This window comes from Streptomyces xylophagus (genome assembly GCF_000716435.1).
In the GTDB taxonomy this organism is placed as follows: Bacteria; Actinomycetota; Actinomycetes; order Streptomycetales; family Streptomycetaceae; genus Streptomyces; species Streptomyces xylophagus.
The window spans coordinates 18,171-42,554 of sequence record NZ_JNWO01000048.1; the positions used below are offsets into that span (position 1 = coordinate 18,171).

The following is a 24,384-nucleotide window of genomic DNA, read 5'->3' on the forward strand; positions in this document are numbered from 1 at the left end:
CCCTCACGCGGCTGCCCGGGCTTGGGCGGCGAGCTGGGGAAAGGCGTCTTCCCACACCGTGCGCACGGTGCGGCCGGCGAGGGTACGCAGGATGGGCCACATCTGCAGGAGCAGATCCTGGTTGAGGTAGCGGGGCAGGTCCTCGCGCAGGCCCTCGTGCAGGACGGTGCGGTACAGGCCCATGCGCTGGCGCGGCTTGCCCAGGTCGTAGACGGTCAGCCCTGACCAGGCCATGTGCAGTGGCAGCTCCACGACCCCCTGGGTGGGCCCGCGCAATTCCTCCAGCGATGCCGGCAGGCGCTGAATGAACTTCTCCCGGTAGAGCGCGAGGTCCTCGGCGTACACGCCGGACAGGTCTGGTGCCTGGGACGGTGTATGAGGCGGTGGGCTGGCTGCCATGACTCCCATTATGGCGGGCCGCTGGGCGTCGTTGCGGCGGTGCTTGGCCGCTGCGCCGTTGTTCGACTCATTCCGTCACCGCGACGCGCGGTTCCTCCTCCCCGGCAAGCGCGACGGCCTGGGCTGTCAGCGGCCAGTTAGATTTCCCCGCTCGCGGCCACCTTCAATTCCCCACTGGCGGACAGTTCGTGCACGCAGCGTGAGGTCATCCTCGGCGGTGCTCGCCCCACCACGGCAGGATCGGAGGCAGGTCGCTGAGCCCGCGGGCCGGCCGCTTCGGCATCGGCGACTCCCCGTCGTCTCCGTCCCAGCGGCGTGCGTATTGGTCCGGGAGGCTGCCCCAACCCCAGTACGGAACGGGACGGTCGGGGGCCTCGCCGAGCTCGTCGAGAGGATCGATGCGCTTTTCCGCCACCGTGCACAGGTGGGCCCAGTCGTCGCCCATGTCGAAGACATAGGCGAACTGCTCGCAGGCCTGCAGCCTGCTCAGCTTGGTCGCATGGCCATCCACGGTGCCGTCCGGGGCCTCGCCGTCCCACCAGTCCAGAGGGCTGACCCGGGCGCCGTCGGACAACGTGAACAGGTGCATATGGGCGAGGTCCCAGCGGCCGAAGGCGAGGTCGATGGCCGTGGCGAACTGGGCGAAGGAGTGCGAGCGCGCGGCGGCGAAGATCCGGCCGGGGCGAGGCCACAGGTCTGCACCGTGCCCGCAGACCAACTCCACCCGGATGGACAGCCAGGTACGTGCCACGACCTCAACCCCTTCATACGCCAGGTGCGCAAGCTGACATCGAGGCTACTGAGTGTGACTGCCGCCTGGGGAATCGAGCTGCCCATGGGTGCTGCGCGCGAAGGTCTCGGTTTTCGTCGAGCTGTACATGAAGAACTGCCAGCTTCGGGAGCAGGCGGCGCTGCTGCGGCTCCAGTTGGGAGGCGGCGGCCAGACGGAGGGTGCTCACGCAGCCAAGCCATCCGGCCTGCTCGCCGAACTCTCCGCGCGTCTGGCGGCCGTTGAGGAGCAGGTGGAAGCCCTGGCCAAAGGACCGGGCACGCAGCGGTTGCCAGCCGATGACCTACGGCGACCTGAGCGCGCAGCTCATCGCCGGCCGTCACGACGTTCCCGCCCACCAGGGCCCGATGAGTCGTGGCCCCATCCCACAACGAGTTTTGGCCCCACTTGTTGATCTTCAAGAGCGGGAGTAACGACGAGAGTTGGCCCTACCGCTTGCTGCCGCAGCGCTCGCGCAGCATCCGCATGACGGCGGCATGGGACGGGGTACTGGCGTCTGCTTCTTGGCTGGACCCCGTCCCTGCCAGGGCGCGACGATTGTCGTATGGCAGACGAATCCCTCACCGATGTGCTGGCCCGTCTGCGCTTCACCGCCGGGCCGGTCGAGACCTTGTACCTCAACGAGCTGCGGGTGGGAGAACGCTTCGTCTCCCACCTAGGCGTGATCGAGTCGTACACCCGGACCGCGCACCGCCAAGTCGGCGGCGAGCTTGGCGTGGGCGTAGTCAAGCTCAGCGGCGCGCGCTCCACCGAGGACGGCATCACCTATACCCTGCGCGAACCGATTGCTCAGGCCCTCGTTCTGCGCGAGTCCCTCGCCCAGGACGGCAGCCTGCACCGTTCAGCCCGCCATCCCCACCCGGGCGACTACGTCCAACTCTCCGGCCGCGCCTGCCTGTCCCACCCGACTCGCTACCCGCACGACGATTGCCTGCCCACCCACACCGCCGCCTACCCGGCACTGGAAGCAGAACGGGCTCGACAGGAATGCTGGCTACAAGCCCTCGGTTCACCCGGCGCCACCATGTGGCTGCTTGTGCTTGACGACGGCCCGAAGCTTTCGGCCGCGGTCCTGGCCTCCGGCTGGCTTCGCGACAATGCCGTCACCTCGTACGTCCACACTCACTGGGAGGCATTCGGCGTGGTCGAGAAGGTCATCGACTCCGTGCCCCTGCTCTCTGCCCTGCACATCGCCGTGGACCACGGATAGACCGCGAGTTGCAGACCTGGCCCCGTTGCAGCGGGTGATTTCGGGTCGTGTGGAGAGGGTCGTGAGGATCGGTGCTTTCGTCCAAGGTCACGAGAATTTTGCGGGACTGGTTCCGGTCCGTGCCCCCTCAGCGCGAGGAGCGCAACGAGCGTCCCACCACAACAACCGCGGTGGGGCCAGAATCCGCCACTACACCATCCCGGATCCACCGGGTGGGGCCAACTGAGCCTCACAGACGGGGCCAGCGCTCACTGTTAGAGCCGACCAGCGGAACTGTACCGGGTGCAGCTCTTCCTGCGTGAGATCGCTGGTCAGGTCGGGAGTCCGTAACTGCCGGCTCTTCCTCTGTCCTTGAGGAGGTCATCAACTACCGCATGACATCTGCCCGGTGATGGAGCCGGCGTGGGGTGCGCGTCCCCGCTCCACGTCACCACTGGACGGCTTCAGGCGCAGCCACGGGTCGGCACATCCGGACGCCGACGACCTCGTGTGGCGCGTCCCGCCGGGCGGCGAAAGGGATGCGCCGTGCCTTCGGCTTCGGCGAACTACCGCACTCTGCTGCGCACTTCGGGTGCCGCGGCCTTCTTCCTTCCCGCTGCTGTCGGGCGTCTGGGCATTGCTATGACGGGGATCGGTATCGTCTGGCTGGTGCACGCGCGCACCGGGTCGTATGCCGCCGCGGGTCTCGTCACCGGCGCCTTCGCTGTCGCGGACGCCGTCGCCGGGCCCCAACTCGGGCGTCTTGTCGACCGGTTCGGGCAGGCGCGGGTGCTTCCCTGCACGCTGGCCCCAGCTCGGTGCCCTGTCCGCCGCTCGCTGGTCCGCCCTGCTGTCCGGCGAACGGGCGGCCGCACTGCCCACCGCCTTCGCTCTGGAGGTTCTCGCCAACGGCGTGTCCTACATGGCCGGCCCGGCCCTGGTGAGCGTCCTCGGTGCGGCGGGCCGCCCGGGCGCCGGGGTGCTGCTCGCCGCCGCGCTCGTCGTCGGCGGCGGGCTCGCCCTCGCCACCCAACGCCGCACCATGCCGCCCCTCACCGGCCACGCCGAACGCCGGCACGCCGCACGCGCCCTGCTCCGCTCCGCATTCCTGCGACAGGCCGCACTCGGCCTCGCGCTCGGGGTGTTCTTCGGCGCGATGCAGGTGTCCGTCGCCGCGTACGCCGTCGAACGCGGCACGCCGGATGCGGCAGCGCTGCTCTATTTCGCCTTCAACTGCACCAACCTGGTGGGTGGTTGGGCCTACGGAGCCTGGCGCCGCGGCGACTCACCCCGGCGCCACCAGGCCGCAGCCGCCGCCTGCCTCACCCTCGCGAGCCTCCCGCTGACCATCCTCGACGCGCCCCTCGCGGTCGGCGCCACCCTCGCCCTGACCGGACTCGCCGTGCCGGTTCTACTGATCCTCACCTCCGCCCTCACCGAGTCGTCGGTCCCGCGCGCCGTCCTCACCCAGGCGTTCACCTGGGGCAATTCCGCAAGCGCGGCAGGAATAGCAGGCGCCGCGGCGGTCTCGGGTCGGGTAGTGGACACGGGCGGTGCGCACGCGGCTTCGGTGTGGCTGCGGGGGCCGCGGTGGCGATGACGGTCCTGGCGCTCAGCGGTCTACGGAACCCATCACCGGACCTGCCGAAACCGTCCGCGCCTGCGGAAACCACTGCGCCGACCCGACGGGGCGGTTCAGGCTGCTAGCCCGGCCGCGCACTCATCCAGAGGAGCTCTGGACTGGCCAGTGCCGTAGGCCAGGGCGACGTCGGAGGCGGTGACGATGCCGGCGACGTCGTTTTTCGGTCGGCGTACCAGGACGAAGTCGTGCTGGGCGATGACGGTCTGCGAGCGTGGCGGCCTGGAGGAGTCCGCGGTCGAGGTCGGCGAGGTCGTTCAGCAGGATGCCGGCGTCGGCGGTGGCGTAGGGGTGGAACTCGAAGGTGACCCGGTGTCGGGCGGGGTGGGCGGTCATGCCGCTCACGAGGGCGACGCGGACGTGGGCGGGGCTGCTGGCTGCTGTCCGGTCACGTGCATGGGCGGCCAGGAAGGGCAGCGTGCACGACGTCGCCGGTTTCCGCCGTGTGCAGTTCCGTGTGCTCGTAGTCGTTCACGTGGATCCTGCTCGCCGCGTAGGACATGGTCTGAATAGGTTGGGACGCGGCTGAGGGGCCGCCGGTGGGTCGGCCCCTCAGCTGTGGAACGGGCGGGTCTATCGGTCTGTGCCGTCGGCGCCGGTGAGTGCGTCGGTGACGAAGGCGGTGAACTGGGCCGGGGCGAAGAGGAGTGCGGGGCCGGTGGGGTTCTTGGAGTCCCGTACGGCGATCCGGCCGAGAACCGGCCGGACGTCCGCGACCTCGACGCATGTGGACTGGTCCGAGCCGCTGTACGACGACTTGAACCAGGCGGCTCCTGGCAGGTCGGTGGCGCGGGCCACGGCCGTTTCAGGCATGTGGGTTTCCCTCCATGTACTTCTTGATCACATTGCGCGATTCGTCGGTGGGCAAAGCCGCCTCATAGACGGCGTCGAACACCTCTGTGAAGGCTTTCACGTCTTCCGGCTCCTCCAAAAAGACGCCGCCCCGGGTGTGGTCGACCATGGCCAGAGAGGGCCAGGGAGGCCGGAAATCCATGATCGTCATGTTGCTGGTCAGGCCCGAGTGCACGGGCGCGGACAGCGGCATGACACGAAGGGTGATGTTCGGGCGTTCCGACATGTCCAAGAGGCTGAGGAGCTGGTCGCGCATCAGGTCGGGGGCTGAGCCCGCCCGTGGGTAGAGGGCGGATTCGTCGACCACCGTGCGTAGTTCGGTGGGGCCGCTCGGCCTGGTCAGGATCTCTTTACGGGCCTGTCGCACCTGCACCAGCGCGGTTGCGGTCTTCTGGGTCGCGGCTCGCGGCGAGCTGGAGATGATCGCGTGCGCATAGGCGGGTGTCTGTAGCAGGGCCGGAATGAGCTGCGGGAAGTAGCCGCGGATCAGTACCGCCTCGGACTCCAGGGCGATGATGTCCGCGTAGGTCTGCGGCAGCACGTCGGCGTACGCGGCCCACCATGCGCGGTAACCGGAGTCGATGACCTGGGTCACTTCCGCGACGGTCCCGGCCTCGGCGATGCCGTATGAGGTGAGCAGGGCCGCGATCTCGTCGCCCTTGATCTGGTACTGGCCGGTCTCCACGCGACTCAGACGTGTGTTCTCCCACCCGAGGGTCTTCGCGGCCTGGGCGAGGGTCAGCCCGGACGCCTTGCGGTAGTGGCGGAGCAAACCCCCAAGTCGCCTTCTGCGAATGGGCGGTGGTGTTTGCGCAGTGGCCATGTGCGGATTCTGGCACAACGTTGCCAGTTCGCCGAGAGGAGTTGCGGAGGGGACGCGCGCTCTCGTCTCTGCGGTTTCTCGTCACAATGTTGCGGACTGCCCGCAGAAGGGAGCATGGTAGGAGCAAGGCTGTTGAGTGTTCGTCAGATCCCGGTCTGTCGATCACGCACGGTCGCACGCGGGTGCCGTCCCTCTCCCCCGTGGGGGATGGCACCCGTCGTTGACCACTGTCCGCGAGCAGAGGCCGCCGCGATGACCGCACATGCCGCCCAGGATCAGCACGGTACGACGAGCGCCCCCCGGAGCGCGGTTGCCTTATCCAGCCCAGACCGGAACGGCGGCGAGACCCCGGAGGCCGGTGGGCAGACCAAGAGCCCTGGCCTCTTTCCTGCGGTGCTGTACGTGTGCGCGGCACGCGGGACGCCGGCGCGGAGCCCGGCGGCAGCGGAGGGCCGTGATTTCGCTGAGGAGCACGGCCTGGCGCTCGTGGAGACCGTCACCGATCCGTACGGTGGGCCCGACCTCTGCCACCGCGAAAGACGGATGCGCGTGCGGGAGTTGGCGGCATCTGCTGCGGTCAGTGTGGTGATCGCCCGGTGGCCCGCCTGCATCGCCCCGGACGCCTCCCACGAACTGGGACACCGTGAGGCCCAGCGGCTTCAGGGCCACGGCGTACGGGTGCGCTGCTCGTGCGCGCCCCCGGCCGCCGGGGGTGAGGTGAGGTGACCGCCAACACCACCCCGGACGCCCACACCTCAGCCGTCCCGGACGCCCGTACTTCGGCCGAATTCGTTGAGTGGTGTCCGCTGCGGCAGGTCCCGCCACACGGCATGGACCAACCGCTTCCCAGACCGGAACCCACCAGGCCCTACCTCCGCCGGATGTGGACACTGCCCGGCCGTTCCGAGCGGGCCCCGCACACGGCGCGTGAGCGGGTCACCCGCACGTGCCACGGGTGGCGCGTCCCCCGCCAGGTGGTCGACAGCCTGGAACTGATCGTGTCCGAGCTGGTCACCAACGCGGTCACTCACGCCGACGGTGACACGGTCACCGTCGCCGTGGCGCTCACCGAACACGCCGTGTGGGTGGTCGTCGCCGACCGGGGCCCTCGCGAGCACTTCGAGGCCCGGTGCGCGGACGACGAGGACGAGCACGGCCGCGGCCTGTTCCTCGTGAAGGCACTCGCCCACCGGTATGAGATCCGTCCCTCCGGAGCAGGCACCGCCGTCATGGCCTGTCTGCACACCGACCGGCGTGAGATGCCCCCAGGCGCGGCCGACGACGTCACCCACTCTCCCCACGAGCCCACCGAGGACACGGATGTACCCCGCAGCCACTCTTGACGACGACATGGTGACGTTGGCCGCCGCGACTCCGGCGCCGGTCGTGGCCGTGGCCCTGCGCTGGACCTGGCCCGCCACTTCCGACATGTACGAACGGGTCTCCGCGTGCGTGGCGGGAACCTGCGAAGGATGGGGCGTTTGCTGGGGCGTGGCCGACTTACTCGGCGAGCTCGCCGCCGACTACGCCCACGACGTGCTGCAGATCCAGCCGGGCCCGTACGCCACCGTCACGGCGATGATCACGGGCAACCGTGCCACCGTGAGCGTCGTACCGGCCTACGACGTCGAACCCGCTCAGGGCGTCCGGCTCCCCGCCCTGGCGGGGGCGGGCATGGAATTGAGCTGGGGCTGCGTCACCCTGGCCGCGGGCCCGTGCCTGTATGCCGGCGTCAACGTCATCAACACCGGGCGGGAGTCGGCGAAGTGACGGCTCTGCACCCGTGGCGCGTGCCCGACGACGGCACGTCGGCTTACCTGGCCCGCCGTAGACAGCGCAGGTTCTCGTGCCACTACGCCACGGCCGACCCGGACACACCGAACGCCGCAGCGTGCAACGTCGGTGTGACGCTCGCCGGGTGGGCGGTGCCTGCGAAGGTAGCCGAGAGGCTGATCACGCGTACCCGGGACATGGTCGCCGAGGCGGTCGAGGCGTACGGCGGTGACCGGGTTGCCGTGGCCGTCGTCCTGGCCGAGGGCCGGGTGCGGGTCCACGTCGTGTCTCTGTTCTGCGAGCTCCACCCGGTGGACGCCATCGACCCCGTCACGGCCGTCTCCCTGCTGGGCTTCACGGCCGTGCCCGGGGGAGCGGCCGGGCCGAGCGTCCGCTGTCTGTGTGTCGACCTGGCCTTGTTGGGCGCGGACTGGACCCACCGCATGTTCCTCGCCGTCCGCCACGGCGCCCCCTAGACCCGCAGGCCCGCGCCCCCCCGTCGCGGGCCTGCGGCCAAGCCCCTTCTTCCGTACGTGCGGGAGGGGCGGGCGCACAAGGGCCCGGCCTGATCTCTCGCCGGGCTGACGTCAAGCGCGGCCGCCTTCCTCCTCTACCGGGAGGACGGCCGGGCACCGTGGCACCACCGACCCGGAGGGAACCGGATCGTGACGATCGCTCCCGAGACACCCGCAATACCCGTACCCCTGACGTTCCTTGAGCTGGAGATCACCGGCCGTTGTCAGCTCACCTGCGCGTCGCACTGCTACGCACAGGCCGGCCCGACGAAGGGGCACGGCACCATGACCGCCGAGGACTGGCGGCGCGTCATCGAGGAGGCCGCCGCGCTCGGCGTGGAGACGGTGCAGTTCATCGGCGGGGAAGCGACCATGCACCCCGACTTCGCCGACCTGGTGGAGTACGCGTTGGCCTCCGGGCGCCGTGTGCAGGTGTTCAGCAACCTGTACCGGGTGTCCGCCCGGCACTGGGAGTTGTTCGAGCGGCCCGGTCTGAGCCTGGCGACGTCGTACTACTCCGACGACTCGGACGAACACGACGAGATCACCGGCCGCGCCGGGAGCCACGTCTGGACCCGGGCCAACATCGCTGTGGCCGTCGAGCGCGGCATCCGCCTGAAGGTCGGCATCATCCACATGCGCGAGGGGCAGCGCGTCGAGCAGGCGCGCGCCGAGATGCGGGCCCTCGGGGTGGACCGGGTCCACATCGACCGGGTGCGCGAGGTGGGCAACGCGGCGCGCACGGCGGCGATTCCGTCCACGTCACAGCTGTGCGGGGGGTGCGCGGACGGGAAGGCGGCGATCCTGCCGGACGGCACGGTCGCTCCGTGCGTGCTGGGCCGGTTCCTGCCCGCCGGGAACGTGAAGGCGGCCGGGCTCGCTGCGGTGTTGGGCGGCCGGCAGTGGGCGCAGATCGCTGCGAGCATCCCTCGCCGACACCGCGCCGGTTGCACGCCGGACGAGGATTCGTGCATGCCCTCGCCCGGCATGGTCACGGCCTGCAACCCTGATCAGGACGGCGAGGACTGTTCCCCGGCTGAGACTCCGGCCTGTGAACCCTCGTACGACTAGACGGGGGCACCACTATGGATTGGCAGACGCACGCGCGGCGCCTGGCGGCGGACGTGGTCCGGCCCGAGTCGCGCTGGTACGGGCCACTCGCCACCACGCCGCGGCATGTGTTCGTGCCCCGCTGGTGGGCGCGCGGCGATCAGGCATGGGAGCTGCGCGACGGTGTGGCCGACACCGAGGCATGGATGCGCGACGCCTACGCGAACCGCACGTTGGTGACCCGTATCGGCCCGGTGCACGCCGACCGGGCCGAGCCCGGCGCCACTCTCACGACGGGGAGCCCCACGTCGTCGTCGACGCTGCCGGGTCTGGTGGTGACCATGTACCGGCACGCGATGATCGCCGACGACTCCCGGGTGCTGGTGACGACCGGCACCGGCTACGGCACGGCGCTGTTGTGCCGGCGCCTGGGCGATGAGCGGGTGACGAGCGTCGACGTCGACCCGTACTTGGTCACGACAGCCGCCGGGCGGCTCGACTCCATCGGGCTGCACCCGCACACGGCCGTCTGCGACATCACCGCGGACGTGCCGGGGGAGTACGACCGGATTGTGTCCACCGTGTCCGTACGGCGCATCCCCGCATTGTGGCTGGCCGCCCTGCGGCCCGGCGGACGGCTGGTGACCACTCTTGCCGGAACCGGGCTGATCGTCACCGCCGACAAGACCGAGGACGGCGGCGCCACCGGCCGTATCGCCCCCGAACCGGCCGGGTTCATGCGCACCCGGCACGGCGACGACTACGACCGGCACACAGACGAGCTGTGGGAGAAGGTGCGGCAGGCCGACGGCGAGAGCATCACCACGAGCCGGTACCCGCTGCTGTATGTGCCGGACTCGTGGGAGGTGATGTCGATGCTCGAACTCACGGTGCCGGGCATCGACCACCGCACCGTCACTGACGGGGACACCCGCACGGTATGGATGCTGCACCCCGATGGGTCGTGGGCCCGCGCGAGTGCGGCCGGGTTCCTTGATGCGCCCACGGTGTACCAGGGCGGCCCGCGTCGCCTGTGGGACGACCTCGAACGCATCCGCCACCGCCTCAACCGCGAGGGCGGATTGCCGCTCTACGGGGCACGGGTGCGGATCGGGGCGGACGGCACGCTCACTCTCGCGCGCGGGTCCTGGACCGCGCGGATCGCCTGATCGGTCCGAACGAAGAAGAAAGACCCCGCGAGCGCCGAGAGCAGTGCCTGCGCCGAGAAGGTGAAGCGAGTGCCCCGGTCCAGGAGCGCGCCGATCACCCGCTCCTGCACGCTGCCGTCGTTCTGCTCAGCGCGTTCGTCATCGGCGTCGTCATGGGCATCCTCACCGCTCTCACCGGTGTCCCCGTGGCCGGGGCCGTCGCTGCCGGACTGACCAGCGCCGGCACCAGCGTCCCCGTCCTGCACATCCTCATCCGATGCCCCCGCCGCGCCCGGCGGACGGCAGCCCCATCACGACAACTCGCTGCGATGGCCGCAGGAGAGCCTGCTTCGTATACCGGCGCATCAGATGTGACGGGGTGTCAAGCCGCCGGGGCGGTGCCGGGTTCCGCTTCCGCCCAGCGCGTGGGCGGCTGGACGGAAGCGGGGCGGTCCCCTTCGGTGGTTCTTGAGCACAAGGGAGCCGCGCGGCCTTCCGGACTGGAAGGTGCGACGCCGGGGGAGGCGTCCGCTTCCATGGTGCGCCATCCCGCCGGTGCCGCAACGGCAAGTACGGTTTCGCCACCAAAAGCGTTCATTCAGCCATGATTTGCCCGCACTTGTGGCCGTCATGGAGTAACGGGCCGACTGTGCCGCGGCGGGCGGCGGGGGCTATTTGTTCCGTAACTCCGGGATCGCGTTGAGGGGCGCGCCCCGGCACACCATGCTGTCGTCAACTCCTCCGGGGCGCGTTTGAGCACCGTCCCGGAGGAGGTCTTCCGGACTTCCTCATCCCTTCAGGGAAGGTGCGATGACAGGCAAGCAGGTGATGACCGTGGCCGTACTGGCGGCGGTTCTCGCATGGAGCACGGTGATGACCGTGCTGGGACAGTACGCGGCCGTGGCCGCGTTACTTCCCTCGCTGGGACTCCTCATCCAGCAGATCGTCGCCGCGCTCGGCGGCACGGACACCCGTCCCGGCCCGACCCCGGCCCCACCGGCCGGGAGTGGGGAGCCGCCACGGTGAAGCCTCCCCAGGATCCTCCGAGTCGCCGCGGGCGCCCTCCGGAGCCGATCTGCGAGAGCGCCGGCACAGCGCACCGGACCTGGCTGGAGCCGGTCCGCACCCGGCTCACCGTGAGCGGCCTGACCCTCGATGAGCTCGTGAACCGCTCCGGCTACTCCAAGACCCGCCTGTCGGAACTCCTGCGGGGCAAGGGCTACTACCCGGGCTGGGAGATCACCTACAGCGTGGTCCGCGCGCTCGACATCCCCGTCAGCCCGGCATGCCGGCTGTGGAAGGCGGCCGCCGTGGAAGCGGAGAAGGACACCGACTGGATCAAGAACCGGATCCTCGATGTCCAGGCGCCCGCCCCGGAGGAACAGCCGGTCGCCCACCTCGCCTTCACCCAGGCCATGTGGCAGCCCTACACCGCCTACGCCCGCGCCTTCCTGCAGTCCGACCGGCGCGCACAGCAGGTGGTCGCGGAGACCTTCGACATCCTCTGGCTCACCTGGGACGAAGCGACCGCGAGCCCCGACACCCCCCGCCACGCCTGGCTCCTGCTGCACGCGCGGGTCCTGGCCCGGGCCGCACAGCGCCCCGACGGCCGTCCCGACCTGCGGGCGGCCGCGTTCTCCACGGCCTGCCAGGCCGACATCGGCGACCTCACCGAACGCCTGGCCCACATCGGCGTCCTGGCCCGGTTCTTCGACACGATCGCCTCGCTGCCCCCGGACCAGATGGACGTGACCGTGCTGCGCTACCTGTGCGGCATCCCTGCGCACACCGTCCCCGGCGTCGTCGGCCTGTCCGAGGCCGTCACCCACACCCTGGACCACCACGCCCGAGGGGCACTGACCACGCTCCTTTCCGACACCGACACCCAGGAGTGATCACCCCGCCATGAGCACCATCGACGACCTCCTCGCCCAGTCCCTGCTGCTGCACCAGCCGCGCGTCCCGTCCGACGTCGTCCCCTACGACGACCTGGCCTACGACGATCTCGCCGCGGACGGCATCCCGCTGTGGGACGCCGGGCCACAGACGGCCGATGACGGCGCCGCGCAGAGTCTTGCCGCCCTGTGCGAGGCGGTCGTCACCCACTGCACGATCGAGCAGCTCGCCGACTTCCTCACCGACCAGGTCCCCGAGCCGAGGGCCGCCTGGATCCTCGGCTGCGCCCTGCAGCTCGCGGGCGCCGACGACGGCGCCCGCTTCTGGTGGCAGTACGCCGCCGGCGCCGACGACCAGCCCGCCTCCTACTGCCTCTACCTCCAGCACCTCGCCCAGGGAGACACCCACGCCGCCGCCCTGTGGCGAGCCCAGGCCGGCCCCCACGCACCCCACGTACCCAACGACGAAGACGATACGGATCCGGCGGATTCGGCAGATCCCGGCCAGGACGCCCCGGCCTACCGGATGATGACCGCCGACACCAGCCTCTCCACCGTCCTGCGCATCCTCAGCCATCTCACCCGGGCCAACCCGCGCAGGCACACACCGATGGCGCAGGCCGTCATCGACATCGTCGCCGCCGCGGTCGCCGTCGGCTACGACCACTACCCCGACCTCGAACTCCCCGTGCCCGGCGACGACTTCGCCGAACGGCTCGCGGTCGCCGCCATCGCGGCGTCCGGAACAGGCCAGTACACCCGCGCCACCGATTTGTCGGCCGCCGCGGCCGCCGACACGGAGGACCTGCCCAACCGTCCCCCGACTGATCCGGACATCGACGACGAGCCGGCCTGGACGCAGGGCCCGGAGCAGGTGCTGGTGAACGTCACCGCCGACATCGATGAGGAGCCCGCGACCACGCACACCTTCTTCCAGGAAGCGAGCGCCGTCTGCTCCTGGGAAGCGGCCACCGCCTCCGACCGCACGGACGGACGCGGAATTCGCACGTACTACTACCTCAGCCGCCTCCGCATCCGGGCCGCCAAGGCGTTATCGCAGGGTCCCTCCGGTTTCGGGGCCGGATTCGCAGCCCCGGCTGCTTCCGGCGCCGGTCCCTCACCGACCTTCCACCGGCTATAGTGGATCTTGAACTGGTCGCCGCAACTCCGGTCGGCCGGTACTGCGTTGGTGGTCCAAGGCAAGACGCCCCGCTTCCTGCGGGGAAATGCAGGTGCAAGGCCTGCCCGGCGCTCGAACAACGGTCTCCGTCCCACACCTTGTACGGGACGGAGACCGCTTTGCGTCCGGCGTCGTGAACCAGGGCCCTCTGCCAGCCAGTTTCGCCGGCACACCGTACGTCCCCCGGAGGACGGCGTGCCGATGCGTCAAGAGGCGTAGAAAAATGGATTGCGGAGTCGATGGTTCCGCCGCGCAGGCACTGTTCTCTGAACGCCGTCCGGCGGGCGCAACTGCCGCACCAGGGATAAGGCGTCGGGCGATTCGACATCCGGAGCTGCGCGGCAGGAGCCCTATGGGCACGCGAGTTCGGGGGCTGTAAGTCTTGCCGACAGTGGTGATGGCCGGTTCCGCGTTGCGGTGTGGCTTCGCGGTGGAGGGGTGGCTGGCCTCTCCGTACCGGCCATCGTGCGGCGTCTGGCCCGCCGGGAGTTCGTCGATCCCTTCAACCAGAGGCCGCGGTCTTACGGTATCCCGCCTGCGGCGCGGTTCGGCGTGCTGCAGTCAGGATGTCGGGGACCGGCGGGCGGTGAGGTCCTCGAGGCGTGAGCGTTTCCAGCGCTGCTGGCGGGGGCGGCCGGCGCTGCCGCGCCGGTATTCGTATCCGTCGGGCTGCTCGAGGTCGGGCAGGAGTCCGTGCCCGAGTGCGCTGATGAAGCTGTCGGCGCTGGCGTATCCGAGGATGCGGGCTGCGTCGGCGGCGCCGACCAGGTCCTCGTTCTCATCCTGGTCTGCCGGCGGCAGCACGCCGCGCTCGCGTGCGGCAGCGACGGCTGTTGCCCGGCGCCACTTCTTGCGCGCCGGCCCGCGGCTGCCTTCCTTCTTCTCCAGGGAGTCCGGCTCGGGCAGTTCGGGGATGCGTCCCTGGTAGAGGGCGCTGGAGAAGGAAGCCGTACTGCTGTAGCCGAGCAGGACTGCAACCTCGGTCGTGCCGAGGAGCTCGTCGGGATCGCCGTCTGCCGAGACCTCAGGCCGCGCTGCCGCCGGCGCGGAGGCGCGGCGGCCCTTGCCGGGGCGGGTGGTCGCCCAGGCGATGATGGTGCCGCGGCGCCACATCTGGCCGTCGGCGTCCTCGTCGGGCTCGGGGAAGTAGCCGGGCCGGTCGCGGAAGTAGGCGTCGATGGTCGAGGTGCGCGTGTATCCCAGGAGCTGGGTTACTTCCCGCTTGGTCAGCAGCTCGTCCTGGTCGGCATCGAGTACCGCGGCCGGCAGCGTGCGCTTCTTCGGGGCACGCTGCGCGAAGAACGCGGCGACCTCGGCGTGGCGCCAGAACCGTTTGCGGCCCTCGGTGTGTGCGACCGCGGGGAAACCACTGTCCGAGGTGTTGCTCCACTCGCTGACCCGGGACTTGCTCGTGCCGAACTCGGACACGATCTGCGCGGTGTCCACGAGCCGGTCGGCGGAAGTCATCGGGTCCCCTCTGCAAGGATCAGCACGGCGGCGCCGGCACCCGGACGAGCGCGACAGGTTCGATAATGCCAAATAAGGTGGTTTGCTGTCCAGCCTGACGCCAAATCGGCCTACAGCACGTCCTCGCCCAGCAGACACACTCCGAAGCGCGCCGCACGCTCAGCAAGCTCTGTGTAGGCCATGGCGGCCGGCGAGGCATCCCAGGTTGCGAACGCGAGAGCGGCGACCGCCTCGCTGCGCGCCGTCCCTTCTTCCCACGGTGTGCCTGCGGCGGCGCACCGCTCGGCGACGTCGGCGTCGGACAGGGGCGCGGTCTGCCGGCCGATGCTGGCCTGGACGTCGGCGATGCCTTCGCACCAGGCGCGGTGGCCTGCGGAGAGTACGTCGCGCAGTGCGTCCGGGTCGTTCATGTTCCGGGCCTGGGCGGCGAGTTCGAGCAGCAGGGCGGTGGGGTTCGTCTCCATGGTCATCTCCAGTTTCCACTGTAGGGGGCGTCTGCCGCGCTGTGGGGGAGCCCCGGCGCGGCAGACGGTGGTCATCAGCTGTGAATGGTGCAGTCCTCGCACATGGCGCGGCCGCGACGGCGGGGCCAGGTCGGGTTCCTTGCGGGGTTCCTTCTCCAGGGCCGCCCGCACCTGGTCCTGCAGGGCGGTGAACTCCGGACCGTCGTCGGGGCAGACGACGCCGGGGTCGGGCGCCTCGCGCTGCTGGGCGTGCCGGATCAGGTCGGTGATGCGCCAGTCCGCGTGGAAGCTGTCGCCCGCACCCGTTCGACCTCGGCGCAGAGGTCGGCCAGGCGTGGCCGTCGGCCGATGGAGAGCAGGACGTCGCGCTTGGAGGCGAAGACACACAGCGAGCACGAGCAGCTTTACCGGACTACGCGCTCTGTTCCTTCCCCTCGACAAGCGCAGGCGGGCGCAGTGCTCTGAAGGGAGGCCTGTTGGGCCGGTGGGAGGTGCGCATGAGCGCGAATTCTTGGTCCGCCTTGGTGGGTGCCTCGTCAACAGTGCTTGCCCTGGCAGGTGTTGCCATTGCCTTGATCGCCTATCGGTCTGACCGGCGACGATCGAGGTTTGAGAGGGCTTGCGCCCTGCACCGGGAACTCACGACGGGGGAGGTCGCCGCAGCCCGCGACATCGCGGGGCACTTCCACTACGGCGGCTTCAACAGGTCTGGTGCAAGCCCTGATGCTGCTGCCGGCCTGCACGCATATTTTCTCCTGCTCTGGTCCTTCCAACGGCTCGAAGCTGGCCGTACGGCCCTGGTCCACGATTCCCTACGCCCGAGCGGCAGCGTGGATTCAGTGGTCCGCTACCTAGACGGGCTGATTGCGTCGGATGTCGCCGAGTACGCCTGTGCCTTGGCCATCATGCGCCGGAAGCTATCTGAGAGCTCTGGCATCTCCGACTGGAGATCCGCTGCTGGGTTCATCCGGCTGCTGAAGGCCCTGCAGGGGCTTGGGTTGGTTGATTCCTCCTACCAAGCGCTCGCCTGTTCGGTAGGCGGTTGCCCCTGCACTTGTCACCAGATGGCGCCTTCCTCGCGCCAGCAATCTGGGACTTGAAAAGCTGCTCACGCCCGGCGTGTCCAGTAGTCCGGTCAACGTATCGCGAGGTGCCCGTCTAGTCGCCGGCGCCGGGCACGGAGTCGTATGTCCAGGAGTACGGCACCGGCGCGTCGGCGTGCCACTCCCTGACCGCGGCGGTCGGCCAGTCCTTGACGGGCAGCCACTCGTCCACGATCCGCGCCCTGTTGGCCTGCACCGTACGGAAGGCCGGGCGCTTCTTGCGGTCGGGACCCTCGTCGCTGCGCAGACCCATGACCTTCAGGATCCGTACCGGGCGCCCGAGTTGGCGCACGAGCGGGGTCCAGGCGCTGGAGACCACGCTCTCCTTGGTGCTCTTGCGGCAGTACGGGCTGCCCATGCGGGGGAAGCGGCCGTACGCCGCGATCTGGGTGAGCAGACTGTGCGGCATCCGGGTGCCGTCCGGGCCGGGCATCGTGCGGGTGACCTCCAGGTGCCGGTCGGCGGGCACCCCGAACGCGGCGCTCTGCAGGGCTGCGAGTTCGGACACCCCCGGGTGGCGGACTCCCTCGACCACGACGGACGGCCACTCCAGGACGCCCAGGCTGGAGGGGTAGGAGATCACCCGGTCGGCCACGCCGGCGTTGGGGGCGGCTTCCATGAACACGGCCATCATGACCGCGCTGTCCTTCCCGTCGGACAGTTGGGGCGCGAGCAGATCGTACGAGGCCAGATCGGGTGTGCGGGGCGGGCGGCTGGTGGGACGTGAAGGCATGTCAACTCCAGGGAGACGCAGGGGCGGAGGGGAGCTCGGGCGGCGATCGGATGGTGCCGTCGGTGATCAGGCGGCCGGCGGCTCGGGGTCGTGCTGCTTGGGATAGGGCTGTCGGGCGGGGAGGCCGAGCTTGATCTCCTCCCGCTCGCGGCGGTTGCGGCCGAGCCGGAACACGAAGCGGTGCGCGCCGCAGTGGCGGATGTTGCGGGCCCGGCCAGGGCCTCGCGCAACCAGAGGGCCGGTCGCTTCCGGGCCGCGGCCGCGGAGCGCCGAGTGCGACGAGTTGGGCTTCGGCGTACTGGTGGCCCTGCTCCTGGCGGCGGATCTTCTGTGCGGTCCGGGCGGAAGCGCGCGAGTTCGCAGAATCCCGGATGCGTGAAGACGGAAACCCGCGCGCCGGATAGCCGTTGAGGCCGTTCGGCGCGCGAGTTCGATGGTGCTGGGCGGGTGCTACTCGTCGTGGAGTTCGGCCCGGACGCGGCGTGAGGGCTGGAAGGCGTACAGGTCGAGGACGCCTGGCGGCTCGGCCAGGCCTGGGCCGCCGTCGGTGACCCAGGTGGTGATGTCGGCGGCGGCGCCAGGGGCGTTGACCTGGCCTAGCCAGACCGGGCGGCCGCCGGCCTTGCGGCCTTCGGCGGAGGGCTGGATAACGATCGCGTTCGCGCGCTCGCAGGCGTCGAGGCAGTCGGTGCGCCGGATCATCGCCACCCCGGCCAGCGCGGTGCGCAGGTCGGTGAGCTGGGCCTCGTGGTCTAGGCGGGGCACCTTGGCCGGGGTGCCGCAGCAGCAGCCCCGGCAGACAGTCACCGTGCATCGGGCTCCGCCGGTGCCGGTCGCCCCCGCGGGGGCGACCGGCCGGTCGCCGCGGGCACACCTGCTCACGCGATGTCCTTGCCGAGGGAGTTTGTCCAGACGCGCTCGCGCAGCAGGCGCAGGCCGTTGAGGCCGACGATGACGGTGGAGCCTTCGTGGCCGGCGACGCCGAGCGGGAGCGGGAGGGTGCCGATCAGGTCCCAGGCTACGAGCGCGGTGATGAAGACCCCGGCGATGACGAGGTTCTGCACGACCAGGCGCCGGGCCCTGCGGGACAGGTCCACGATCCCGGGGATGGTGGCGAGTTCGTCGCGAACGACAACGGCGTCGGCCGTCTCCAGGGCGAGGTCGCTTCCGGCCTTACCCATCGCGATGCCAGTGTGGGCGGCGGCCAGGGCGGGGGCGTCGTTGACGCCGTCGCCGACCAGCAGCACCCGGCGTCCCTCCGCCTCCCATCCCTGAACAGCGGCCACCTTGTCCTGCGGCAGTAGCCCCGCGCGCACGTCGGTGATGCCGACCTCGGCGGCCAGGTGGCGGGCAGCACGCTCGTTGTCACCGGTCAGCAGCGCCGGCGGGCGGCCGGTTAGCTCGGTGAGTGCGGCCACCGTGGCCTTCGCGTCCGGGCGGAGCCGGTCGGCGATGCCCAGCACTCCGGCCGGGAGGCCGTCGAGCAGGACGACGACCACAGTGCATCCCTGGTCTTCGAGCGCCTGCACTGTGCTGCCGGTCTTCGGGCCGCTGGTGGCGGTGAGGTGGGCCGGGGAGCCGACCTGAACGGTGCGGCCCTCGATCGTGGCGGTGACACCCGCGCCGGGGGTGGAGGTGAAGCCCGCCGTATCGGCGAGGGCGAGTCCGCGTTCGCGGGCGGCCTGGACGACGGCGCGGGCCAGCGGGTGCTCGCTGGGGTGCTCGGCCGCCGCGGCGAGCGCCAGCAGGGAGTCCTCGTCCAGGCCGGAGCCGGGCTGGGGGCGGATGTCGGTGACGCGCGGGGTGCCCTCGGTGAGGGTGCCGGTCTTGTCCAGCGCCACGGCGTCCACCTGGCCGAGGCGCTCCATCACGACGGCGGACTTGGCGAGGACACCGTGGCGGCCCGCGTTGGCGATGGCCGAGAGCAGCGGAGGCATTGTGGAGAGAACCACCGCGCACGGCGAGGCGACGATCATGAACGTCATCGCGCGGAGGAGAGCCGGCTGGAGTTCGTCGCCGAAGGCGAGCGGGATCGCGAAGACGGCGAGGGTGGCGACGACCATGCCGATGGAGTACCGCTGCTCGACCTTCTCGATGAACAGCTGGGTGGGCGCCTTGGTCTTGGAGGCTTCCTCGACCATCTTCACGATCCGCGCGATCACCGAGTCCGACGGATCCCGCTCGACGCGCACGCACAGGGCGCCGGTGCCGTTGACGGTGCCGGCGAACACCTCGTCGCCGGGCTGCTTGGCCACCGGGAGGGCCTCGCCGGTGATGGTGGCCTGATCGACGTTGCTGGCGCCGTCGAGGACCTTGCCGTCGGCACCGACACGCTCGCCGGGCCGCACCAGGATGATGTCGCCGACCATGAGGGCATCGGCGGGGACGCTCTCCTCCCCGCCACCGGGCAGGAGCCGGGTCACGGTGGTCGGCGCGAGGTCGAGCAGCCCGCGCACGGAGTCGGCGGTCCGCGCGGTCGCGACGGCCTCCAACGCACCGGAGGTCGCGAAGATGACGATCAGCAGGGCCCCGTCGGGAACCTGCCCGATTGCGGCGGCACCGAGCGCCGCGACGACCATCAGCAGATCCACATCCAAGGTCTTGTCCTTAAGCGCCTTCAGGCCCTCCCATCCCGGCTCCCAACCGCCTGTGATGTAGACGGCGGCATACAGCGGACCCCACACCCAGACCGAGGCGCCGAGGAGATCCAGCGGGAGGGCGACCAGGAACAGCACCAGGGCGGCCAGCGCCCACCGGGACTCCGGCAGCGTCAGGATCCGCGTACGCCGCCTTGGTGTCGTCGGACGTGGGCCGACGGCGACCGGAGCAGGCCGCTGGTCGAGGACGGAAGACATGACAAACAACCCTTCACGGGCGGATGGACAACGCCTTCACCATACAGGAACATATGAACAGGTCTTCAGATATCACCGGTATGCTGTCTCCATGGGCCACGGAACCGATACCGCCAGTAGCGCCACCACCCGCGAGCGCCTCGACGCCGTCGGCACCGCCGACGTCGCCGCCACCCTCCAGGCCCTCGCCACGCCCTCACGGCTGCACATCCTGGCCCGGCTCCAGGAAGGCCCCTGCTCGGTCAGTGACCTCGCCGAGGCCGTCGGTATGGAAGCCTCCGCCTGCTCCCACCAGCTCCGCCTGCTGCGCAACCTCGGACTGGTCACCGGCGAACGCCACGGTCGCTCGATCATTTACGCCCTCTACGACAACCATGTCGCTGAACTCCTCGACCAGGCCCTCTACCACGTGGAACACCTGCGTCTGGGTATCCGCGACGTGCCGGCCGACCTGCCTGAGCCCGCCGTCGCCGATTGATCCTGTAGACCGGGTCGGGCGCTACCGGGGCAGCTTCGCGGTGCGTTCGGGGTGGGCCGTGCCCACGTAGCGCATGGCGGTCTGCTCCGTGATGCCGAACAGCCTCATCAGTTTCAGCGGGTCGGCGCTCTCCAACGCCTCGTTGAGGATCCGGTCCTGGCGCAGGCCGTCCAGGGTCAGCCCCTTGGGTATCACCAAGCGAAGTGGGCCGATACTGACGGCCGGATGGTCGGGATCCAGCGCAGTCTTCTGGCTGACCAGCAGATGCGGGTTGGTGGAGGCGGGCCAGCGGCGGTGGCGGTACGCCAACCACTCGGCGGCGAGCCGATGCGTGAGCTCCTCCAGGTACAGGGTGTGCCGCAGAAGGCCGCAGCGGATTTCGAGTGTGCCGCGCGCGAGGTCCACGTCGGCCGTCAGGATCGCGAGGATGTCGTTGCCGGGGACGGCGTGCACGGCGGCCAGGGCGACGGTCGGGCGCCCGAGTGGGGTGGTGGTGTGGTCGAGCAGGCCGGCCAGCAGGTCGCTGGGCACAGACTTCGGGATTCCCTTCAGGTCGCCGACGGGCAGGTGCTGGGCTGGGTAACGGAAGATGATCCGCTGCCGCTTCAAGGCCCGGAACAAGCTGCGCAAGGTGATGGCGACCTGTCGGCGGGCGTGTCCGGACAGGTCCTCGACCGCGGCCTCGACCTGCTGCTGGGTGATCTCCCGCAGTGACGTCATGCCGGCCTCCGGCGAGCGCGGCGCGGGCGGCGCGTTCGGACAGGCGGGTGCTGGGCACGGCGTACCTCTGTGAAGGGGGGCGGCAGGCATGCCGGGGCCGCGGTGGGCGGTTGAGGAACGTGGGTGCGTTCAGCGGCCGGGCGAGGTGGCCGTGTCCCGCGAACTGCTCGGCGAGCGCCACCAGTCGGCCGGGGCGGCGGGAGGTGCGGCCGGGCGGGGGTGGGCGCGGTGTGCGCCCTCGGGGGTGGTGGTCGTCGTACGCGGTGGCTGTGCGGGGGCGCGTCCGGCGAGGACGGCGGGCAGGGTGTCGTCGATGTAGGTGATGTGGTGGGCGAGGTCCACGCCGACCTGGGCTGCGTCGAGGTGCAGCAGGCCCGCGCGGAGGGCGAGGTTGCCGGTGGCGATCACGTGGACGGTGTCGGTGAGGCATTCGGCGACGTGTCGGGCGAGTGGTCCGGTGGCGGTGCAGATGACCGGGACGGGTTCGCCGTCGTGCCACTGGCGGCGTGCGCGGTCGTACTCGCGCGGGATCTGGATCACGGTGAACCGGGCGGCGGGTGTGCCGCGTTCGGTGTGGCGCAGCTGCACGGCCCCGTGCACGCGGCCGCGGATGACGGCGGTGGTCTCTCCGCTCATGAGGTACTCCTCGATGCGACGAACGGTCTGGCGGTGCCCGGGAGCCATCCAGACAAGATGGGTTCCATAATACCTAAATGTGTGGGGCGGGTGTCATCCTCTTATCCGTCACGAGGGAGGCACCCGCCCCGCTGCGACTGGCTACGGCTCGCGTGACATGCGCTCCGCCTCAACTCCTGGGTCAGATTCGGGGGTTCGGCAGGGCCCCGGTCCTTCGCAGCAGGTTGCCGCGCCCGGGTTGTCCCACTGGCAGGTGGGGCAGCGCCACAGGAATCCGGCGCCCCGGGCCGCCGCGAGGATGACGTCCTTCTGCACGGCGTCGGCCGCGCTCAGCAGCGCGTCCAGCAGCGGTGGTCGGGGCGCGCCTTCTGCGTTGCTGTCGTCGAGGACGATCGTGTCCTCGACCTCGACCCGCAGCGGCACCGTGCCGTCGGGCCGGACGAGGTGGTCCGGGGCGTTGTCGACGTGGACGGACACCCGGAAGGCGCCGATCTCGTGGTCGAGGTGGGCGAAGACCAGAACGTCGTCGTTCTCCAGGCAGGGAAGGTCGCCGTGGTCTCCCGGGTGGAAGACGGCGGTGCGGTTGGCGCGTTCGCAGGCGCCGGCGTCGGGGAACTGGAAGTCGAGTGGCACGATCCGTGGGCGTCCTCTGCCTCTGACGGTCTCGGCGTACAGCGAGTAGCCCTCGTCGGGGCGGTTGTCGCGGTCGGGCCCGTAGTAGAGGTCCACGGCCGTGGCATCGTCGGTGGGCGGTTCGTCGGGGACGTCGTCGTTGAGGAGGTTGTCCCAGTTTCCCCGTGCGTGCCGGGCGAGTTCGGCCAGGGCGGAGTCCTCGTCGGCGAAGAGGTCGATGATGGCGTTCTCGTGCCGGTCCCAGCGGTGCAGCACCCAGGCCTGCCCCGGTGGGCGGGGCGGAATGTGCGCGAGGGCCGGTTGTGGTGCGGCGGTGAAGTCGAACTGCTCCAGCCAGGTGCCGAGGATGTCGATGACGTCCGCGCCGGGCCGCTCGCCCGTACGTTCCTCTAGGTCGGTCAGCTGCTGGCGCAGCGAGATGATGGCTCTGCCCACGGGGGCGGTCAGGTCGACGGGGGTCTTCGGTTCGGGGATGGTCATGGTGCTTCCTCTCTGTTCGGGGTGAGGACGGCGGTGTGCGGCATGGCCGTGGTCGGCTCAGAACTCGCCGGGAATGCGGAGGCTGACGTGCCAGTGGTGGGGGCCGGCCTGGTGCTCGGCGGTGGTGGTCGCCCGGCGGAGGTCGTCCTCGTAGCTGTGGTTGATCCACGCCAGGACGCGCAGTTCGGCCTCGGCCGGGCTGGAGGCGTCGATCGCGAACAGGGTCGTGGCGCTGGGCCATCCGTCGTCGGGCCGCTCGGTGACTGTGTCGCTGATGCGCTGGGCGTGCCAGGCGGTCTCGGGGTCGTCGGGAACGGGTGGCAGGGTCACGGGGTATGTGGTGGGCATGCAACTCCCCTTCGGGGTAACGGAGGTGGGGGCGGTTTCCCGGGCTGTGGCCGGGACTGCGGGCTAGGGCTGCTCCAGTCCCAGGGCGGTGCGCACCAGGTCGAGCAGGGCGGTGGGCCCGGCGGGCAGGACGGCTTCCCGCCGGACGCGCTTGCGCAGGACGGGTACGTCCAGGCTGATCCCGGCCGGGACGGCGGATGTGTCCTGGGGGAACGCGAGTTGGTAGTGCCGGGCCGCGATCATCCATGCCTCGTAGCGCTCGGCGGGCCGGCCGCTGCGGGCGGTGTGCCCCTGGTCCGGGGTCTGCTCGGGGCACGGGCGTGACGGGTCGGTGCAGGGGCGGCCCGCGGGGTGGGTGGCGAGCACCGGGCGGGAGCGGTAGTGGGTGGCGGTGCCGTTGAGCATCGGGCAGTTTGCCGCGGTGTAGGGCTGGCACTCCGGGTGCAGCGCCGGTTCGGGGGAGCAGCCACGCTCCTGGTCGGCGGGGCGGACGATGACGAAGAACCGTTCCTGGAGGGGCTGGGCGCAGATCTGGCACAGGCGCTGGAGGACGGCGTGGCGGGCGCGGTCGGCGTCGAGGCTGCCGAAGACGGCGTGCCCGTTGTGGATCAGGGAGACATAGGGCACGACCAGTCCGCCGGCCAGCGGCCGGGCCAGGCAGCGCACGGGGATCGCGGGGCTCATCGAAGTCACGCCCCCTTCGGGGGAGTTGAGGGTGAGGACCGGGCGGCGGGGCCTGGGGCAGCGCGCGGCGCGCTGCCCCAGGCTTCCGGGGCGGTCTAGGAGTCGGCCGGGGTGTCCGTGAGCTCGATGCAGGCGGCCGGGACCCTCGGGACGCGGTAGCGCTGCTGGTCCTCGGGGATGGTGAAGCGGTTGCGCGGGTCGCGGCGCAGCTGCTCGGTGGAGTCCTCGTCGAGCACGAAGTCGAAGCGGCTGCCCGTCTTGTTGGGCGCTCCGACGGTGCCGGTCAGGCGGCGCAGGCAGGCTGGGGTGATCGTGGTGTCGATCCGCCCGGTGCGGCCCGGGAGAATGACCGGGCCCTTGGCGGCGTCGAGTTCGACCAGGCGGGCGGCGGCCGCCTCCTGGAGGGCGATCAGGGCGCCGGTCTCGGACAGTCCGCCGACGAAGGCGCGGATCTCGGCAAGCGTGGGCATGGGTGTGTCCCCTCTTGTGGTTCGCGTGGTGGGCCGGGCGTCTCGCGCGCCCGGTGGAGG

The 24,384-nt window shown here is 70.5% G+C and carries 27 protein-coding genes and 1 pseudogene; 13 read left to right on the plus strand and 15 right to left on the minus strand.

Annotation, left to right across the window (positions count from 1 at the left end; all coding sequences use genetic code 11):
- Positions 1-3: 3 nt before the first annotated feature.
- Positions 4-399 carry a hypothetical protein gene (locus tag OO70_RS48435; RefSeq protein ID WP_078651889.1) on the minus strand — a complete coding sequence of 132 codons (396 nt, stop codon included), beginning with the start codon at positions 397-399 and terminating at the stop codon, positions 4-6.
- A 205-nt stretch (positions 400-604) separates the two neighbouring features.
- Positions 605-1,150, minus strand: coding sequence for an IS1096 element passenger TnpR family protein (locus OO70_RS48440; RefSeq protein ID WP_043687405.1), 546 nt, complete (start codon positions 1,148-1,150; stop codon positions 605-607).
- Between the two features lie 82 nt (positions 1,151-1,232).
- On the opposite strand from OO70_RS48440, the pseudogene OO70_RS53375 reads away from it, so the two are divergent.
- The 3 genes and pseudogenes from OO70_RS53375 to OO70_RS48450 all read left to right on the plus strand — a co-directional run.
- A pseudogene (locus OO70_RS53375) lies at positions 1,233-1,439 on the plus strand (response regulator); the annotation flags it as partial.
- Between the two features lie 294 nt (positions 1,440-1,733).
- Positions 1,734-2,399, plus strand: a complete 666-nt coding sequence (locus OO70_RS48445; protein ID WP_043687408.1) for a hypothetical protein — start codon at positions 1,734-1,736, stop codon at positions 2,397-2,399.
- A gap of 742 nt (positions 2,400-3,141) precedes the next feature.
- Positions 3,142-3,978, plus strand: coding sequence for an MFS transporter (locus tag OO70_RS48450; RefSeq protein ID WP_063749789.1), 837 nt, complete (start codon positions 3,142-3,144; stop codon positions 3,976-3,978).
- 612 nt (positions 3,979-4,590) lie between these two features.
- Here the strand turns inward: OO70_RS48450 and OO70_RS48455 are convergent.
- Together OO70_RS48455 and OO70_RS48460 are read right to left on the minus strand one after the other, a co-directional pair.
- A complete protein-coding gene (locus tag OO70_RS48455; protein WP_043687411.1) occupies positions 4,591-4,830 on the minus strand; it encodes a DUF397 domain-containing protein in 240 nt (79 codons plus the stop codon).
- Complete coding sequence (locus OO70_RS48460) at positions 4,823-5,692, minus strand: helix-turn-helix domain-containing protein (protein ID WP_043687413.1); 870 nt, start codon at positions 5,690-5,692, stop codon at positions 4,823-4,825. The genes OO70_RS48455 and OO70_RS48460 overlap by 8 nt, the downstream gene beginning before the upstream one ends.
- A gap of 252 nt (positions 5,693-5,944) precedes the next feature.
- Between OO70_RS48460 and OO70_RS48465 the strand changes: the two genes are divergently transcribed.
- The 9 genes from OO70_RS48465 to OO70_RS48510 all read left to right on the plus strand — a co-directional run bounded on the left by OO70_RS48465 (position 5,945) and on the right by OO70_RS48510 (position 13,214).
- Positions 5,945-6,418: a hypothetical protein gene (locus tag OO70_RS48465; RefSeq protein ID WP_234337130.1), complete on the plus strand. Its 474-nt coding sequence runs from the start codon at positions 5,945-5,947 to the stop codon at positions 6,416-6,418.
- Positions 6,415-7,035 carry an ATP-binding protein gene (locus tag OO70_RS51620; protein WP_051742419.1) on the plus strand — a complete coding sequence of 207 codons (621 nt, stop codon included), beginning with the start codon at positions 6,415-6,417 and terminating at the stop codon, positions 7,033-7,035. The genes OO70_RS48465 and OO70_RS51620 overlap by 4 nt, the downstream gene beginning before the upstream one ends.
- On the plus strand, positions 7,013-7,462 hold the full coding sequence (locus OO70_RS48475) for a hypothetical protein (RefSeq protein WP_158711652.1): 450 nt from the start codon (positions 7,013-7,015) through the stop codon (positions 7,460-7,462). Before OO70_RS51620 ends, OO70_RS48475 begins: the two co-directional genes overlap by 23 nt.
- Positions 7,459-7,941: a hypothetical protein gene (locus OO70_RS48480; protein WP_043687419.1), complete on the plus strand. Its 483-nt coding sequence runs from the start codon at positions 7,459-7,461 to the stop codon at positions 7,939-7,941. Before OO70_RS48475 ends, OO70_RS48480 begins: the two co-directional genes overlap by 4 nt.
- 189 nt (positions 7,942-8,130) lie before the next feature.
- Positions 8,131-9,051: a radical SAM/SPASM domain-containing protein gene (locus tag OO70_RS48485; RefSeq protein ID WP_043687422.1), complete on the plus strand. Its 921-nt coding sequence runs from the start codon at positions 8,131-8,133 to the stop codon at positions 9,049-9,051.
- A 14-nt stretch (positions 9,052-9,065) separates the two neighbouring features.
- Positions 9,066-10,199: a methyltransferase domain-containing protein gene (locus OO70_RS48490; protein ID WP_043687425.1), complete on the plus strand. Its 1,134-nt coding sequence runs from the start codon at positions 9,066-9,068 to the stop codon at positions 10,197-10,199.
- Between the two features lie 789 nt (positions 10,200-10,988).
- On the plus strand, positions 10,989-11,204 hold the full coding sequence (locus OO70_RS48500) for a hypothetical protein (protein WP_043687431.1): 216 nt from the start codon (positions 10,989-10,991) through the stop codon (positions 11,202-11,204).
- Positions 11,201-12,073 carry a sigma-70 RNA polymerase sigma factor region 4 domain-containing protein gene (locus OO70_RS48505; protein WP_043687434.1) on the plus strand — a complete coding sequence of 291 codons (873 nt, stop codon included), beginning with the start codon at positions 11,201-11,203 and terminating at the stop codon, positions 12,071-12,073. The genes OO70_RS48500 and OO70_RS48505 overlap by 4 nt, the downstream gene beginning before the upstream one ends.
- A 10-nt stretch (positions 12,074-12,083) precedes the next feature.
- Positions 12,084-13,214 (plus strand): hypothetical protein, encoded by a 1,131-nt coding sequence (locus OO70_RS48510; RefSeq protein ID WP_043687437.1) that lies wholly within the window; start codon positions 12,084-12,086, stop codon positions 13,212-13,214.
- 600 nt (positions 13,215-13,814) lie between these two features.
- On the opposite strand, the gene OO70_RS48515 is transcribed toward OO70_RS48510, so the two are convergent.
- The 5 genes from OO70_RS48515 to OO70_RS48540 all read right to left on the minus strand — a co-directional run bounded on the left by OO70_RS48515 (position 13,815) and on the right by OO70_RS48540 (position 19,875).
- Entirely contained in the window at positions 13,815-14,720 is a 906-nt protein-coding gene (locus tag OO70_RS48515) for a hypothetical protein (RefSeq protein ID WP_043687440.1), read from the minus strand.
- 110 nt (positions 14,721-14,830) lie between these two features.
- Complete coding sequence (locus tag OO70_RS55095) at positions 14,831-15,571, minus strand: hypothetical protein (protein ID WP_158711653.1); 741 nt, start codon at positions 15,569-15,571, stop codon at positions 14,831-14,833.
- 771 nt (positions 15,572-16,342) lie between these two features.
- Positions 16,343-17,020: a hypothetical protein gene (locus OO70_RS48530; RefSeq protein WP_234337131.1), complete on the minus strand. Its 678-nt coding sequence runs from the start codon at positions 17,018-17,020 to the stop codon at positions 16,343-16,345.
- 450 nt (positions 17,021-17,470) lie between these two features.
- Positions 17,471-17,902, minus strand: coding sequence for a hypothetical protein (locus tag OO70_RS48535; RefSeq protein WP_043687449.1), 432 nt, complete (start codon positions 17,900-17,902; stop codon positions 17,471-17,473).
- Positions 17,899-19,875: a heavy metal translocating P-type ATPase gene (locus OO70_RS48540; protein WP_043687451.1), complete on the minus strand. Its 1,977-nt coding sequence runs from the start codon at positions 19,873-19,875 to the stop codon at positions 17,899-17,901. Before OO70_RS48540 ends, OO70_RS48535 begins: the two co-directional genes overlap by 4 nt.
- 91 nt (positions 19,876-19,966) lie before the next feature.
- On the opposite strand from OO70_RS48540, the gene OO70_RS48545 reads away from it, so the two are divergent.
- Positions 19,967-20,353, plus strand: a complete 387-nt coding sequence (locus OO70_RS48545) for an ArsR/SmtB family transcription factor (RefSeq protein ID WP_043687454.1) — start codon at positions 19,967-19,969, stop codon at positions 20,351-20,353.
- Between the two features lie 21 nt (positions 20,354-20,374).
- Here OO70_RS48545 and OO70_RS48550 read toward each other — a convergent pair whose 3' ends face one another.
- The 6 genes from OO70_RS48550 to OO70_RS48575 all read right to left on the minus strand — a co-directional run bounded on the left by OO70_RS48550 (position 20,375) and on the right by OO70_RS48575 (position 24,324).
- On the minus strand, positions 20,375-21,073 hold the full coding sequence (locus tag OO70_RS48550) for a hypothetical protein (protein WP_051742421.1): 699 nt from the start codon (positions 21,071-21,073) through the stop codon (positions 20,375-20,377).
- Positions 21,074-21,202: 129 nt separating this feature from the next.
- Positions 21,203-21,709 (minus strand): single stranded DNA-binding domain-containing protein, encoded by a 507-nt coding sequence (locus OO70_RS48555; protein WP_043687505.1) that lies wholly within the window; start codon positions 21,707-21,709, stop codon positions 21,203-21,205.
- Between the two features lie 141 nt (positions 21,710-21,850).
- Entirely contained in the window at positions 21,851-22,822 is a 972-nt protein-coding gene (locus tag OO70_RS48560) for a hypothetical protein (RefSeq protein WP_051742423.1), read from the minus strand.
- Positions 22,823-22,879: 57 nt separating this feature from the next.
- Positions 22,880-23,170 (minus strand): hypothetical protein, encoded by a 291-nt coding sequence (locus OO70_RS48565; protein WP_043687456.1) that lies wholly within the window; start codon positions 23,168-23,170, stop codon positions 22,880-22,882.
- A 63-nt stretch (positions 23,171-23,233) separates the two neighbouring features.
- Positions 23,234-23,854, minus strand: coding sequence for a cell envelope biogenesis protein OmpA (locus tag OO70_RS48570; RefSeq protein ID WP_199827551.1), 621 nt, complete (start codon positions 23,852-23,854; stop codon positions 23,234-23,236).
- 95 nt (positions 23,855-23,949) lie between these two features.
- Positions 23,950-24,324 (minus strand): hypothetical protein, encoded by a 375-nt coding sequence (locus tag OO70_RS48575; protein WP_043687457.1) that lies wholly within the window; start codon positions 24,322-24,324, stop codon positions 23,950-23,952.
- Positions 24,325-24,384 lie beyond the last annotated feature (60 nt).

Coding starts and splice junctions, on each gene's coding strand:
- OO70_RS48435 (WP_078651889.1), bottom strand. CDS start 399: ATGGCAGCCAGCCCACCGCCTCATACACCGTCCCAGGCACCAGACCTG.
- OO70_RS48445 (WP_043687408.1), top strand. CDS start 1,734: ATGGCAGACGAATCCCTCACCGATGTGCTGGCCCGTCTGCGCTTCACC.
- OO70_RS48455 (WP_043687411.1), bottom strand. CDS start 4,830: ATGCCTGAAACGGCCGTGGCCCGCGCCACCGACCTGCCAGGAGCCGCC.
- OO70_RS48460 (WP_043687413.1), bottom strand. CDS start 5,692: ATGGCCACTGCGCAAACACCACCGCCCATTCGCAGAAGGCGACTTGGG.
- OO70_RS48465 (WP_234337130.1), top strand. CDS start 5,945: ATGACCGCACATGCCGCCCAGGATCAGCACGGTACGACGAGCGCCCCC.
- OO70_RS48475 (WP_158711652.1), top strand. CDS start 7,013: ATGTACCCCGCAGCCACTCTTGACGACGACATGGTGACGTTGGCCGCC.
- OO70_RS48490 (WP_043687425.1), top strand. CDS start 9,066: ATGGATTGGCAGACGCACGCGCGGCGCCTGGCGGCGGACGTGGTCCGG.
- OO70_RS48500 (WP_043687431.1), top strand. CDS start 10,989: ATGACAGGCAAGCAGGTGATGACCGTGGCCGTACTGGCGGCGGTTCTC.
- OO70_RS48510 (WP_043687437.1), top strand. CDS start 12,084: ATGAGCACCATCGACGACCTCCTCGCCCAGTCCCTGCTGCTGCACCAG.
- OO70_RS48515 (WP_043687440.1), bottom strand. CDS start 14,720: ATGACTTCCGCCGACCGGCTCGTGGACACCGCGCAGATCGTGTCCGAG.
- OO70_RS48530 (WP_234337131.1), bottom strand. CDS start 17,020: ATGCCTTCACGTCCCACCAGCCGCCCGCCCCGCACACCCGATCTGGCC.
- OO70_RS48540 (WP_043687451.1), bottom strand. CDS start 19,875: ATGTCTTCCGTCCTCGACCAGCGGCCTGCTCCGGTCGCCGTCGGCCCA.
- OO70_RS48545 (WP_043687454.1), top strand. CDS start 19,967: ATGGGCCACGGAACCGATACCGCCAGTAGCGCCACCACCCGCGAGCGC.
- OO70_RS48550 (WP_051742421.1), bottom strand. CDS start 21,073: ATGACGTCACTGCGGGAGATCACCCAGCAGCAGGTCGAGGCCGCGGTC.
- OO70_RS48555 (WP_043687505.1), bottom strand. CDS start 21,709: ATGAGCGGAGAGACCACCGCCGTCATCCGCGGCCGCGTGCACGGGGCC.
- OO70_RS48560 (WP_051742423.1), bottom strand. CDS start 22,822: ATGACCATCCCCGAACCGAAGACCCCCGTCGACCTGACCGCCCCCGTG.
- OO70_RS48565 (WP_043687456.1), bottom strand. CDS start 23,170: ATGCCCACCACATACCCCGTGACCCTGCCACCCGTTCCCGACGACCCC.
- OO70_RS48570 (WP_199827551.1), bottom strand. CDS start 23,854: ATGAGCCCCGCGATCCCCGTGCGCTGCCTGGCCCGGCCGCTGGCCGGC.
- OO70_RS48575 (WP_043687457.1), bottom strand. CDS start 24,324: ATGCCCACGCTTGCCGAGATCCGCGCCTTCGTCGGCGGACTGTCCGAG.